This window comes from Chryseobacterium lathyri (assembly GCF_003290185.1).
GTDB lineage: Bacteria > Bacteroidota > Bacteroidia > Flavobacteriales > Weeksellaceae > Chryseobacterium > Chryseobacterium lathyri.
This window is the reverse complement of the sequence record NZ_QNFY01000002.1, coordinates 169,989-183,967: the sequence shown is the minus strand read 5'-3', so window position 1 is coordinate 183,967 and position 13,979 is coordinate 169,989. Positions and strand designations below refer to the sequence as shown.

The window sequence follows — 13,979 nt, the reverse complement described above, 5'->3', positions numbered from 1 at the left end:
ATTTTGAATTTAAAAACTCTGCAGTTCAGAGATTTCAAAAACGGATTATTACAATAATAACAATTAAATAACATTAAAAATGCCAAGAAAAGGTAAATATATAAGCCATAAAAACGAACAGAAACTCATAGAGATCGGAAGACTGATCCTGCGTTTCATGAATACCAATTCATCGAAGATCTATAATTATAAGCAGATTGCAGACGGAATAGAGTATAAAAATCCCCGCCAGAGAGAGCTGGTGATCCAGGCCCTTCACAAACTTCAGGGCTCTGAAAAGATCAAAGAAGTAGAAAAAGGAAAATATATCGTTAATCTGAAGATTGCAGGAACTTTGACAGGAGTTATTGATTTTAACCAATCCGGAAATGCCTATGTTAATGTAGAAGGTGTGGAAGATGATATCTTTATCCATTCCAAAAATGTGAAAGATGCATTACAGGGCGATAAAGTCCTGATCGTGACTTATCATTTCAAAGGAAAAAAACTGGAAGGTTCCGTACTGGAAGTTCTGGAAAGAGCAAGAACTGAATTTGTAGGAACATTCCAGGTAGTTGCCTATAAAGATTTTGGATTTGTGGTTTGTGATAAAAAATCCATCCACACAGATATCTTTATTCCAAGAACCAAATTTGGAGGTGCTGAAAATGGCGATAAAGTTGTGGTAAAAATGATAGAATGGAAGCCTGGTGATAAGAACCCTGAAGGAGAAATCATCCAGGTATTGGGAGCTCCGGGTGAGCATGAAACTGAGATCCACTCTATTCTTGCGGAATATGGCCTTCCTTACGATTTTCCACAGGAAGTTGAGCTCGATGCGGATAAAATTGACAGAAGGATTACCGATGAAGAAGCTGCAAAGCGTTGGGATATGCGTGATATCTGTACCTTCACCATTGACCCTAAGGATGCAAAAGACTTTGATGATGCGCTTTCAATAAGAAAATTGGAAAACGGAAACTGGGAGATCGGTGTGCATATTGCAGACGTTTCACATTATGTAGTTCCGGGAACTATCCTGGATGATGAGGCTTACAAAAGGGCAACTTCGGTATACCTTGTAGACCGTGTGGTTCCAATGCTTCCCGAAGTTTTGAGTAACGATGTATGTTCACTTCGTCCTAATGAAGATAAATATACATTCTCTGCAGTTTTCGAGTTGAATGATAAAGCTGAGATCAAGAAACAATGGTTTGGAAGAACAGTGATTCATTCAGATAGAAGATTTACTTACGAAGAAGCTCAGGAACGTATAGAAACAGGCCAGGGAGACCTTGCAGAGGAAATCAATACCCTTGACAGGTTAGCCAAAATCATGCGTGACGAACGTGTAAGAAACGGAGCTATTACATTTGACAGAAGTGAAGTAAGATTCAATCTGGATGAAAACAACTCGCCTATCGGGGTATACTTTAAAATAAGTAAAGATTCCAATCACCTGATCGAAGAATTCATGCTTTTAGCCAATAAAAAAGTATCTGAATTTGTATCATTGAACAGTAAAGGTGGAGTAACAAACAATACCTTTATTTACAGGGTCCACGATGATCCGAATCCTGCAAAACTGGAAGCATTGAGAGATTTTGTTTCTACATTCGGGTACAAAATGAATCTTGACAATACCAAGAAAGTTGCAGAATCTTTAAACAAGCTTCTTTCCGATGTCAAAGGAAAAGGAGAAGAAAATATGATCGAAACGTTGGCCATGAGAAGTATGAGCAAAGCGGTATACTCTACAGAGCCTATCGGCCATTACGGTCTAGGTTTCGAATACTACAGCCACTTTACCTCTCCTATCCGACGTTATCCAGACCTTCTTGCCCACCGCCTTTTACAGCACTATCTTGACGGAGGAAAATCTCCAAGCAAGCAGGAGCTGGAAGACAAAGCAAAACACTGCAGTTCTATGGAAAGACTGGCTGCCGACGCAGAAAGAGATTCCATCAAGTTCATGCAGGTGAAGTTTATGGAAAAACATCTTGGAGAAACATTTACAGGAGTTATTTCAGGTGTTGCAGAATTCGGTTTCTGGGTTGAAATTCCTGAAAACGGAGCTGAAGGATTAATCAAATTAAGGGATCTGGTAGATGATTCATATTCTTATGACGCAAAGACCCATGCAGTGTATGGCAACAGGACCGGTAAAAAATATCAGTTAGGAGATCAGGTTCAGATCAAAGTGGTAAAAGCCAACCTTATTCAAAAACAGTTAGACTTTAAGATTGTTGATTAATTAAATCATAAAGTCTAACTTTGTATTAATGGGATGAAATTTTTTTCATTTAAAATACTATTGAATGTTTGAACTTGTACTATCTGCTATTGTCTTAGGATTTATGCTGAGCCTGGTTTTTATAGGACCTATTTTTTTCCTTTTAATTGAGACCAGCTTCACCAGAGGGCCAAGACATGCTCTGGCACTGGATCTCGGAGTCATTACGGCAGATTTATTATGCATTGTTGCTGCATATTATGCAAGTGCGGATATTGTCACATTAATAGATAAGCATCCCGGATTTTACAGGATCACTTCCATACTTATTTTTGTATATGGGATTGTCATGATGGTCACCAGGACCAAAATGCATATGCCCGGTGAAGAAAAAATCATTGGCCAGAACTATTTTAAAACGTTTTTCAATGGTTTTTTCTTCAATCTTTTAAATGTGGGGGTTATTCTTTTCTGGCTGGTTACAGTAATCTCTGTAAGAAACCAGTACCCTGATACCAGCAGTTTTATACTGTATGTGAGTATCGTTATTGGTACCTATTTGTGTATCGACCTGGCCAAAATATTCTTAGCAAAACAATTTCACGATAAACTTACCCAGAAGCTTGCCAACCAGATCAGAAGAATCGTTGGTGGGATTCTTATTGTTTTCAGTTTCTTCATCTTTCTGCAGAGCTTTAAGAAATTTAATCAGTTCGACAGGCGTTTAGAAGAAGCTGAGAAAAAAGAAATCAAGTATCAAAAAACAGAATGAAAAAAATAATATTTCCCAAGGCCCTTAAAAAAGGGTCTAAAATAGCTGTTATTTCCCCTGCCGGAGCTGTAGATGTTTCTCAGCTTGAAAAGGGAATAGAAATGATTAAAAACAAAGGTTTTGAACCCGTTCTGGGTGAGCACCTTTATACTAAATATTCAAACGGCTATAATTACGCCGGTACAGAACAGGAAAGAATTAAAGACATCAACTGGGCTTTAAATGATCAGGATATTTCAGCAATCTGGGCCTCTCGAGGAGGTTATGGCTGCCAGCATCTGATTCAGCACTTAAAGTTGAAAAACTTTATAAATAATCCGAAATGGTATATCGGTTATTCCGATAATACTGTTATTCAAAGCTATTTATTGAAAAAAGGTTTTGCATCTATTCATGGACAAACCATTAAAACCTCCAGCTTTGGAGTTACAGATGAAAGCTATGATCTGGTTTTTAATATTTTGAAAGGAAAAAGGCCTGAATATGCTTTAAAATCTCATAAGTTTAATAAAGCAGGGAATATTGAAGGAGAGCTGGTCGGAGGTAATTTAGCTTTGATCTATGCGCTTTTAGGAACCAAATATTCTTTTGACTTCAGGGATAAAATTTTATTCATTGAAGATATAGGGGAAAATTTTTACGCTTTGGATAGAATGATCATGACCCTGGAATTAGCCGGAGTTTTCAATAAAATAAAAGGATTGATCGTTGGTGGGATGACCAATATGGGTGATGAAAAAGAGAATAAAAGCTATGAAGAAAGCTTCGATGAATTTGCCTACAAGCTAATTTCTGACAGAATTTCAAAATATAAATTCCCAACTGTTTTTGGATTTCCGAATGGACATATTAAAGATAACAGACCTTTAATCATTGGAGGGAAAGTTAATATGAAGGTCGGAGATAAGGTTAAGATTGAGTTTTAGAAAAAAGATGATTCCGGATGAAGCTTATTGAAAATTTTGAGCCCATAAAAATCACTCCGGATCTGGTGAAAAGCATGCTTTATATTCTGTTTTTAGTTAGTGTAGTCTCTTATTTTCTATTCTTTTACAAAGGACTAAAGTTTGAATATAAAGAGAAATGTCCCTGTAATGCTGAGTACACCCTTTCTCAGTATGATCAGAGAGGAAAGATTTGGGAAAGAAGGAACTATGCTTCTAAACCCGATTTTAAAACATTTAAACTCAAGAACAGAATGGGTTTTACACTTGATAAGCTTGAAAATATTGATTTTTATAAATTGAATGATACCCTGTTCAAACCCTCAGAAAAAAGTGAGTTTGATTTGTTTTCAAAACGATTTTACTGGGACTGCAAAAACAGAGAAGTGTGGATATCAACACACCATAAATTATCTTTTAAATAATGGCAACACATAATGATTTTGGTAAAATAGCGGAAGACCTTGCAGCAGAATATCTGCAGAAGAACGGCTATAAGATTGTTACCAGAAATTTCCGGTTTCAGAAAGCTGAAATCGATATTATTGCTGAAAAAGAAGGTTTAATTATCATCGTAGAAGTAAAAGCACGTTCCACAGATGCCTTTATGCTGCCTCAGGAGGCGGTAACCAAAACAAAAATCAGATCCATAGTTATTGCGGCCAATCATTATCTTGAAGAATTTAACAAAAGCAGTGAAGTAAGATTTGATATTATTTCTGTTCTTGCCGACGGAAAAGGAAATTTAGATATAGAACATATTGAAAGTGCTTTTGAAGCATTAGATGCAAATTAAAGTCACTAAATACTTTGCACACTATACAACTATACATTTTACAATACAATGAAAACAATACTCATCACCGGAGCTACTTCCGGAATAGGAAAATCTACTGCAGAGCTTTTGGCCAGACAGGGAAACAGAATTATTATCTGTGGAAGAAGAAATGAAGTTTTGGAATCTTTAAAGACTGAGCTTTCTCAATTTACCGAAATATTTAGTTTAAGTTTTGATGTAAGGAATCTTGAAGAAGTTGAAAAAGCAATAAGTTCACTGCCTGAAGAATGGAAAGCTATTGATGTTCTTATTAATAATGCAGGAAATGCACACGGTTTAGATCCTCTTTCTGCCGGAAAGACAGATGATTGGGATTCTATGATCGATGGGAATGTAAAAGGGCTTTTATATGTTTCCAAAATGATCATCCCTTCCATGAAAGACCGTAATTCAGGGCATATTGTAAACGTTAGTTCAGTGGCGGCAAGACAGACTTATGCCAACGGAACTGTTTACTGTGCAACTAAAAAAGCAGTTGATGTGATTTCTGAAGGAATGCGTCTGGAACTTACTGAATTCGGGATCAAAGTGACCAATATCCAGCCAGGTGCTGTGGAAACAGACTTCTCTCTCGTAAGGTTTAAAGGAGACAGTGAAAGAGCTTCTACTGTATATGCAGGATATGAAGCTTTAAAGGCGGAAGATATTGCTGATGCTATTGCTTACTGCATTAATGCTCCAAAACATGTGATGGTTTCGGATATGACCATTTATCCTAGTGCACAGAGCGAGCCGAGAACGATTTACAGAAAATAAGGTGAAAAAACATCACTTTTTATTCTGCTGTTTTCACTGGCTTTTTGAAATGGGTAAAAACTATGGAGCTGGCATAGATAGAAATAAAGCCATAAATTTGCATAAATTAAAGCAATTTCGCTTTCTGCAATTTTTAAATTAAGAAAATGAAAGTATTATACCTCGAAACCTCTTCCAAAAACTGTTCGGTAGCTATTTCAGACGATGAAAATCTCCTTTGCCTGTGCGAAGAAGTTTCTGAAAACTATAAACAATCTGAAAGCCTACATACCTTTGTGGAGTGGGCGCTTGAAGGAGCAGGGCTTACCATGAAAGATATAGAGGCTGTTTCATTAGGTAAAGGGCCTGGTTCCTACACCGGATTAAGGATTGGGGCTGCCTCTGCAAAAGGTTTTTGCTATGGACTGAAGGTTCCCTTAATCGCAGTAAATTCTCTAGAAAGCATGATAGAGCCTTTTTTAGGCAAAAACTACGATTATATAGTGCCATTAGTCGATGCGAGGAGAATGGAGGTTTATACGGCTGCTTATGACGGCAAAACAGGAAAAGAACTTTCACCGACCGAAGCCAAAATTTTAGATGAAACCTCTTTCGGGGAATTTAAAGATAAAAAGGTGATTTTTGTAGGCGACGGCGCTAAGAAGGCCGAAGAAATTCTGAATCTTCCGGATGCAGAATTTAGGAATGATATCTACCCTTCTGCACAATACCTGATCAGAAAGACCATAGAAATGATAGATAAAAAAGAGTTTGAAGATATTGCCTACTTTGAACCGTTCTATCTCAAAGATTTCCATGGGGTGAAGAAAAAGAAATCTTCAGATTCTGTATGACTATAAAAAAATAAGCAGTTACATAAAAAAAAGCGAAGAGTAAATCTTCGCTTTTTTTTATTTGGGCATTTCCGGAATACCATCAGGATTTTTTTCTTTATCCTTATCTCTATCCTTTTTCAGTTTCTGTTTAGGCTTTTTGGGCTCTGTATCTGCGTCCTGTACAACCTGCTGAAGCTGGCTGTTTTTATCATTTCCGGCTGGATTCTGAGGAATACCATTATTCATATTCTGTACAGGTTGTGCCGGCATTTGTGGCTGCTGTGGAAGGGAATTTCCTTTATTATCCGTTGCCTGGAAAGAAAGCTCACTTTTCAGATAATTTAGCATTTCTTTCGCTTTTATGCCTTCTGGAGTTTTAGAATAGTTCAGTGCGATCTGTTCAAGCTGCAGAATCATTACCTCTTTTCCGCTCATTTTCCCGGTGTTGAATGCATTCAATAGGTGGAATTTCGGAACAAGGGCATCTTTGGGATACTTCTGTATCGTCTGATCTATGATGTCACGGCTTTCCCCGAACTTTTCAGCTTCATAAAGAGCGTAAGCCTTTTTGTATTCATTTTCAACATCTGCTGATGATTTCACAAATGAATTATTCTTAGGGTTTCTTGCAAATTCAGCATAAGAAGTATAAGGATAATCGGTCAAAAGAATCTGTTTTGCTCTTTCAGAGACCTGAGGATTCTTTTGGTAATTCATTGCAAAGATTTCATAAAGAGCCTGAAGCATTACTTTTTCCTCAGGTTTTACATCTACGAGATCATATAATGTCTTTGTTGCCAAAGGGGTATTCGTAAAATAATTCTGATACATGACGCCCAAACCTAATGAAGCGGTGTCTCTGTCTTTCTTTAACTGGCTCAGTTTTTCCTGATCAGTAGGAATCTGCTCAATATAGTAAGTCGGCTCAAAACGTCTTGGATTAGGTGCCGAAGTCACGCCAAGAGCTTCATTTTTCATATCTTCAATAGTCGCCATCTTTTTAGAATAACGCCAGTTATCAGCTAACGCCCTGTCTCCCCAGATTTGCTTAAAGGAAGATGATCCTTTGCTTATTGTTCCTGTATTGCTGAAATAAAAACCTTTGGTGGTAACCCCAAAATCTTCAAAAGAATTGGTGTTATTGGCAAAAATTGAATTTGCGCTATAATCCCCCGAATCAAAACCTTTGCTTCTTTCTGCACGTCTTCTCTCCTGTTCTTCTTTTTCTTCCTTAACTTTCAGTTTGGCGATATACTTCGAGAAAAAATCTGTTTTCTGAGCATCATTCATCTTCGCTAAAGAAAGAATACTGTCGTTTTTCTTGATCAGATAATAGTTTTTAGAGATCTTCTTAATATATTCAGACTGGTCTTTTAAAAGGACCTTAGAAGGCTCGTAAGTCATTACCGTAAGGGCAGAATCATAATAAGTTCCGGCGCCGATATAATCATTTTTTTCCAGGTAGCTCTTCCCTATTTCATAATACGTAAGACCTCTTACCTGTGGATCTGAGACCTTTTCAAAAAGAGATTTTTTAAAGAATTCCTGAGCTTCGTCTTTCTTTCCGGCTTTGTTGGCCATTAAACCTAAAGCATAGTAAAATTCATTCTTTCTGGAGCCGTAAGTTCCTTTCTTACTGATCCCTTCCAGATAATTTTTGGCTCCGTTATAATCCCCTTTTCCATTGAAAGTTTTAGCAATGGCAATTTGGGATTTTACTTCAAATTCAAAATCATTGGCATATTTATAAGCCTGGGTAAAGCTTTCACGGGCTTTATCATTTTGTCCCAGGTTTTCAGAAACCTGTCCTCTCAGGTAGGCTATCCTGCTTTTCAGTTTTCTGTCAGAATTCAGCTCAAAAGCCCTGTCCAGTTCAGCTCCGGCTTCCTCCAGCTTTCCTGCGTCCAAAAGAGCCTCAGAATGATAAATGCTCAGCAGTTTAGCATAGCTTTTATTAATATCCTCACCCTGTAGTTTGGCAAAAGTTTCGTTGGCTTTATGATAATCTTTGATCTGTGCATAGGCTACACCCTGGTAGATTCTTGCCAGAGGAAGCCTTTTATCATCCTTCATGTGGGTGAAAACATAGTTCAGGGCATCCAGAGCCTGTACAGCCTTGTTCTGGTAGATTCTGGATTGTACAAGAATCATGTAAGCGTCAAAAATCTTTTTATTCTTTTCTTCACCGTTTCTGATAACAGAATATTTGTTGATGGCTTTCTGAGCCTTTGCTTCAGCAATTTCTAACGTAGTTGCTCCCTTGTTCTGGAGCTCATCAGGCATTCCGGGAGTTGTATTTCCCTGTGCATCGGGCATTCCGGGTGGCATCCCCGGAGCTCCTCTTTCAGAAGAAGGTCTGTTTACTTCAGCCATTTTCATGGAATTTTCAGCGAAGGCGGCAGATTGGCCCAGATCACTTCCCAAAGGTTGATCTTCAATAGTAAGAATAGGAATATAAGGCGCATAAAAATTGTCCTTGTGTCCCTTGTCTCTGCTCGTGAATTCGCTGTTTAACGCATCTTTTGCATTAAAAAGGGTATTGTAATATGTGTTGAATCCTTTCATGAATTTTGATCGCTGTTCCGGCTTTTTGGTCTTGGTAGCACAGGAAGCAACGATGCACATGATTAAAAGGAATAATATATTCTTTTTCATTATTCAATATAACTCTCTTATCTGCTTTTTATTATGAGCAGCTGATGATTTTGTAAAAATAACAAAATTTTGTAATGAATAATATTTATATTTCTTTCAAAATTTTATAAACCAAATGAGTAGGAAGTCCCATGATCGTATAAAAGCTTCCATTCATCCTGTTGATCTTTGCCATGCCCAGCCATTCCTGGATACCATAGCTGCCTGCTTTGTCGAAAGGTTTGAAATTTTGAACGTAATATTCTATTTCATCATCGGTAATTTCATCAAATTCTACATCCGCAACATCAGTTTCAGTCCATGTTTTATTAACGGATTTTATGGTAATTCCCGTATAAACCTGATGAGTTTTTCCAGAAAGCAACCGCAGCATATGCTTTGCTTCATTCCCGTCTTTCGGTTTTCCAAGGACCTTATTATCTATTGCAACTACAGTATCAGCAGTTAACAGTACTTCATCATCAGACAGTTTTCTGAATGCTGCTGCCTTTAATTCAGACAGATAAGCTGCTGCCTCTCCTATTTTGATATCCTTGGGAAGAATTTCTTCACAATCTATTTTTACAACTTCGAAATCGAAGCCTAAGCTTGAAAGCAGTTCTTTTCTTCTTGGTGACTGGGATGCTAAAAGTAATTTCATAAGTTTTTATACAGATTGCGTATTATCATCATGCCAGTTCCCCTGAACCTTCATGACCTGCTCTATTACATCACGTACTGCCCCGCTTCCTCCTTTTTTGGCAGAAATATAATCAGATATTCCCTTTACTTCAGGAACGGCATTTTCAGGACAGGCTGAAATAGCAGAATTTTCCATAATGTGAATATCAGGAAGATCATCTCCCATTGTCAGGATCTCCTCATTTTTAAGATTGTATTTCTTTTTAAAATCTTCAAAGTCAACCATTTTATCGTGTGACTTTGGATAATAGTCCTCTATTCCAAGATAATTGATCCTGTGCTTTACCATTTCATCATTTCCGCCAGTGATTACTCCGATTAAATAATTGTTTTTTAGTGCTTTAACTACTGCATAACCATCCAGAACATTCATTACCCTGCACATATTTCCACCGGGCATCAGATAAACACTTCCATCTGTAAAAACTCCGTCTACATCAAATACAAATGCCTTAATATCTTTTAATTTCTCTTTATAGCTCATACATTTTTTGAATAGAATGATTCATTGTTTTATAAATTTCAAGACTTTCGCCTTTTAGTAACTGTTCATGTAATTCCAGTATCCTCACATCATTTCTTACGGCTGGGCCGGTTTGGGCGGCTTTAGGCTCGATCTCATGAATTTTCTGTACTGTTTCATCAATCAAAGGCAGAAAATAATTAAATGGAATTTCCTGCGAATCTGAAATCTCCTTTGCCTTTGCGAAAAGATGATTGACAAAATTGCAGGCAAAAACTGCGGTAAGGTGGATATATTTTCTTTTCTCGTGGCTGCTTTCCATCACATTTTCTGAGATTTTGGAAGCAATTTCAAAAAGAAGCTGTTTATCCTGTTCATTTTCAGCTTCAATAAATAACGGAATCTTCTCATAATCCAGTTCTTTTGATTTTGAAAATGTCTGCAAAGGATAAAAACTCGCTTTTCGGTACGCGCCTTTCAGAATTTCTTTGGGAAGAGATCCCGAAGTATGGGCAACCAGACAGTCTTTTTTGGTGATAAGCTGAGAAACATTTTCAACGGAGTTATCGCTTACACAGATGATATACAGGTCTGCATCTTGAAGTTGCTCCGTAGAATAAGGAACATTCAATTCCCCGGAAATCTTCTTTAATTCTTCGCCGTTCCTTCCAAAAACTTGCATTAATGGAATATTCTTCAGGCTAAACGCCTTTGCCATGTGATAAGCCACATTTCCGGAACCTATAATTACAGTTTGCATCTAACAAAGATAAGATTTTAAAGGAAGACGGAGGCAGAGCTCCCTGAAGTTTATGGTGGAATATCTCTGTTCCTATTGTGTAAGGCACGTGACGTAATGATCTGATATTATTTTAAATATTTGGACCGAAAATTGAATAAGTAATTTAACTTTCGGCTATTTTTGTAATCCAAAACAGTGAAAGCATCTTATGAAGATTAAGGACGCGGAAATTATTTCGTTGATGCAGAATCCACGGACCCAGGAAAAAGGAGTCCGTGCCTTGATGGATGCTTATCAAAGCAGATTGTACTGGCATATCAGAAGAATTATTGTGGATGGAGATCTTGCTCAGGATACGCTACAGGAGACTTTTATTAAAGCTTACCAGAATTTTCACCAGTTTAAAAATGACAGTCAGCTGTATACCTGGCTTTACAGGATTGCTACCAACGAAGCATTACAGCAGGTCAACAAGTTGAAAAAAATGCAGAAAACGGATGAAGATCCTGAGTATTATATGCAGAACCTGGTGGCCGACAATACGGAAGGAGATGCGGAAGAAATACAGCTGCTGCTCCAGAATGCCATACAAAGCCTGCCCGAAAAGCAGAAACTGGTATTTATGATGCGGTATTATGATGATTTACCCTATGAAGAGATTTCTAAAATTGTAGATATGTCTGTGGGGACTTTAAAGACGAATTATCATTATGCCAAACAGAAAATAGAAGAGTATATTAAAGAAAATTACGAGAGATAATTTTTTGAACAAACAAAGATGAAAGAGTTCGACATAGAAAAACTAGAACGTAAGAATATTTACAAAATTCCGGATCATTTATTTGAAAATATCCAGGATAATGTAATGAACGAAGTGAAAGCGAATAAAAAAGCACCGGTTTTCAAATTAAACTGGATGTATGCCGCTGCGGCATCGCTTGCTTTAATATTCGGGGCAACGTATGTTTTTAATTCTGACAATGATACGGCGGCAGATGTGGCGAATTCAAAAACATTAGCAGTCAACATTCAGGAACCAAAAACAGAAAGCGAACGTGCTTATGAAACTTTGGAAGCAGATTTAACTTCTGTTGAAAATAATAATCAAACAGTTAGTAGTCAGGGAACTAAAACTATTTCATACACTCCTAAAAAGGATGTTGAAAGCGTAACAGCTCCGCAGCCTGTAAAAGCTGCCACTAAAAAAGAAGAAATTAAAATGAATGAATATCTGGATTCTTTTTCCAATTCCGAAATATCAGAACTGGCAAGCAATTCGACTCAGGACGTTTATTTAGATTTATATAATTAAGAAAGATGAAAAAGATATTATTTACACTTTTTATTATTTATGGTTTTGGCCTGAATGCACAAAATGCACAGACTACAGATTATGACTGGAAAAAAATGGACCCTAAACAACGAAAAGAGGTAATAAACAATCTTTCTCCTGAAGAGAGAAAAGAACTTCTTAAAAAGTTTAGGAATAATATGGTGGTAGAAAATCTCGAAATTGATGCCAGCGATAAAACAGAATTTACTCAGCTTTATAATGAGTATTTAGATAACCAGAAGCAGATAAAAAGCCAGTTTAACCCTGATTTCAACCCTGAAACATTATCTGACGATGAAGCCAAAGCAAAGCTTCAGCAGAGTTTCGAAGTAGGACAGAAACTGCTTGATAACAGAAAGAAATATGCTGACAAGATGCAGCAGGTGATTCCTTGCCAAAAAGTATTGAAGCTATTCCAGTCTGAAGGAATGATGAGAGATAAAATGAATGAGAGAAAACCTCACAGCGGACGCAGTATGGCAAAGCCCAAACAAAACCCATAATAGTTTATTTTTTTAATGTTGGACGGCTCTTACAGACAATTGTTTGTGAGAGCCGTTTAGTTTTAAAAGATGTATAAAATGATTTAATTTCAATACATAGTGAGCTAATTCTTATTTTTGTGAAGTAAGTTCAATTAAATTCAAAGTTTTTGTTTAAAACAGATCCCAGGTTCGTAAAATTATCAGTATGAAAAAAATATTTTTCTTTCTATTACTTTCCGGCTTATTTTTCGCGCAGAAAACGGAAGTAATTGACCTGTCAAAGTCTATAAAAGACAGTAAAAATACGTACAAAAGCTTCAGTGTAATTGATCAGCGACCCAATAAAGAAATTGGAAGCATATTATTTCATAAAAATCAAGTGAATATTGTTTTTGAAAATGACCCGAGTAAAGACATTTCAGATTGGTTTTATAAATACAACACGGCTAGAGGAAATGATGAATTAGTACTTTTATTGGAAAATATAGTTATTTCTGAAGATATAAAAGAAAAATATTCTATCGGAAAGCTTGAATTACGGGCGAGTACTTTTAAAAAGAAAGATGACGGTTATCATTTTGTTAACAGAATAGATACCGTTACAACAATTTCATCACGAAATACACCTTATTTATCACAAAGTTTAGCAAAGAAAATTACATTGTCTTTAGCAGATTTGCTGAAAGATTCTTACAGTAAAACTACTTGGGAATTTGGTATTTCGGAAAATGATCTTGCCAGCTATAATTCTATTTTGATGGATAAGCTTGATATTTTAAAATCAGATACATTAAAAGAAGGGGTTTATAAAGATTCCTACAGTTTTTTTACCCACAATCCAGAACCAGGTTATACGATTGAAACCAACAGCAAAGGTGTTGCAACAAAAGCAGCGAAGGGCGATGATAAAAAGCCAATCAGAAATTTTTATGCATTTGTTCATAACGGAGTTCCATATAAAATAATTCCGGTGGGTTATGTTGAAATTTTCAGAGATGAAATGGGACTTTTCATTGAAGTTAAGAAAGAAGAGCTTTTTCCTGAATCTAATTCTACGATGATAATGTTAGGCGGAGGTATAGGTGGTTTGATAGGAAGTATAGTAGCCAATGCAGCTATTGTAGCGATTGATGCCAATGCAGCGAAAAAAAGAAAAGCAATGGCGGGAACGGAAGTCTCACTTGATCCTTTGACCGGCAATTATATATTGCCTGAAAATTTTGGTAAATCTAAATAATACATAGAGAGGCGACTAAAAATTAAAAATGAATTTCTCCTGCATT

15 protein-coding genes are annotated in these 13,979 nt (G+C 36.7%); 11 read left to right on the top strand and 4 right to left on the bottom strand.

The window, feature by feature from the left end:
- Nucleotides 1–79: 79 nt before the first annotated feature.
- The 7 genes from rnr to tsaB all read left to right on the top strand — a co-directional run bounded on the left by rnr (nucleotide 80) and on the right by tsaB (nucleotide 6,355).
- Entirely contained in the window at nucleotides 80–2,233 is a 2,154-nt protein-coding gene (gene rnr, locus DRF61_RS03095; protein ID WP_111953947.1) for a ribonuclease R, read from the top strand.
- Between the two features lie 64 nt (nucleotides 2,234–2,297).
- The gene (locus DRF61_RS03090) at nucleotides 2,298–2,984 is read left to right on the top strand and encodes a LysE family translocator (RefSeq protein WP_111953945.1); all 687 of its coding nucleotides are present in this window, start codon (nucleotides 2,298–2,300) and stop codon (nucleotides 2,982–2,984) included.
- Nucleotides 2,981–3,910 (top strand): S66 peptidase family protein, encoded by a 930-nt coding sequence (locus DRF61_RS03085; protein WP_111953943.1) that lies wholly within the window; start codon nucleotides 2,981–2,983, stop codon nucleotides 3,908–3,910. Before DRF61_RS03090 ends, DRF61_RS03085 begins: the two co-directional genes overlap by 4 nt.
- A 17-nt stretch (nucleotides 3,911–3,927) precedes the next feature.
- Nucleotides 3,928–4,353 (top strand): hypothetical protein, encoded by a 426-nt coding sequence (locus DRF61_RS03080; protein ID WP_111953941.1) that lies wholly within the window; start codon nucleotides 3,928–3,930, stop codon nucleotides 4,351–4,353.
- Nucleotides 4,353–4,724: a YraN family protein gene (locus DRF61_RS03075; protein WP_111953939.1), complete on the top strand. Its 372-nt coding sequence runs from the start codon at nucleotides 4,353–4,355 to the stop codon at nucleotides 4,722–4,724. Before DRF61_RS03080 ends, DRF61_RS03075 begins: the two co-directional genes overlap by 1 nt.
- A 48-nt stretch (nucleotides 4,725–4,772) precedes the next feature.
- Nucleotides 4,773–5,522, top strand: a complete 750-nt coding sequence (locus DRF61_RS03070; protein WP_111953937.1) for an SDR family NAD(P)-dependent oxidoreductase — start codon at nucleotides 4,773–4,775, stop codon at nucleotides 5,520–5,522.
- Between the two features lie 146 nt (nucleotides 5,523–5,668).
- Nucleotides 5,669–6,355, top strand: a complete 687-nt coding sequence (tsaB, locus tag DRF61_RS03065) for a tRNA (adenosine(37)-N6)-threonylcarbamoyltransferase complex dimerization subunit type 1 TsaB (protein WP_111953935.1) — start codon at nucleotides 5,669–5,671, stop codon at nucleotides 6,353–6,355.
- A gap of 57 nt (nucleotides 6,356–6,412) precedes the next feature.
- On the opposite strand, the gene porW is transcribed toward tsaB, so the two are convergent.
- From porW to DRF61_RS03045, 4 genes are all read right to left on the bottom strand, one after another.
- Entirely contained in the window at nucleotides 6,413–8,992 is a 2,580-nt protein-coding gene (gene porW / locus DRF61_RS03060; protein WP_228452619.1) for a type IX secretion system periplasmic lipoprotein PorW/SprE, read from the bottom strand.
- Nucleotides 8,993–9,077: 85 nt separating this feature from the next.
- Nucleotides 9,078–9,632: a Maf family protein gene (locus DRF61_RS03055; protein WP_111953933.1), complete on the bottom strand. Its 555-nt coding sequence runs from the start codon at nucleotides 9,630–9,632 to the stop codon at nucleotides 9,078–9,080.
- 6 nt (nucleotides 9,633–9,638) lie between these two features.
- On the bottom strand, nucleotides 9,639–10,157 hold the full coding sequence (locus DRF61_RS03050; protein WP_111953931.1) for a KdsC family phosphatase: 519 nt from the start codon (nucleotides 10,155–10,157) through the stop codon (nucleotides 9,639–9,641).
- A complete protein-coding gene (locus DRF61_RS03045; protein WP_111953929.1) occupies nucleotides 10,147–10,896 on the bottom strand; it encodes a Rossmann-like and DUF2520 domain-containing protein in 750 nt (249 codons plus the stop codon). Before DRF61_RS03045 ends, DRF61_RS03050 begins: the two co-directional genes overlap by 11 nt.
- Before the next feature lie 190 nt (nucleotides 10,897–11,086).
- Between DRF61_RS03045 and DRF61_RS03040 the strand changes: the two genes are divergently transcribed.
- The 4 genes from DRF61_RS03040 (at nucleotide 11,087) to DRF61_RS03025 (ending at nucleotide 13,933) form a co-directional block, all read left to right on the top strand.
- Nucleotides 11,087–11,638, top strand: a complete 552-nt coding sequence (locus DRF61_RS03040; RefSeq protein WP_034701130.1) for an RNA polymerase sigma factor — start codon at nucleotides 11,087–11,089, stop codon at nucleotides 11,636–11,638.
- 18 nt (nucleotides 11,639–11,656) lie between these two features.
- Nucleotides 11,657–12,190 carry a hypothetical protein gene (locus DRF61_RS03035; protein WP_111953927.1) on the top strand — a complete coding sequence of 178 codons (534 nt, stop codon included), beginning with the start codon at nucleotides 11,657–11,659 and terminating at the stop codon, nucleotides 12,188–12,190.
- A 5-nt stretch (nucleotides 12,191–12,195) separates the two neighbouring features.
- A complete protein-coding gene (locus DRF61_RS03030; RefSeq protein ID WP_111953925.1) occupies nucleotides 12,196–12,714 on the top strand; it encodes a hypothetical protein in 519 nt (172 codons plus the stop codon).
- Nucleotides 12,715–12,901: 187 nt separating this feature from the next.
- Complete coding sequence (locus DRF61_RS03025) at nucleotides 12,902–13,933, top strand: hypothetical protein (protein ID WP_111953923.1); 1,032 nt, start codon at nucleotides 12,902–12,904, stop codon at nucleotides 13,931–13,933.
- Nucleotides 13,934–13,979 lie beyond the last annotated feature (46 nt).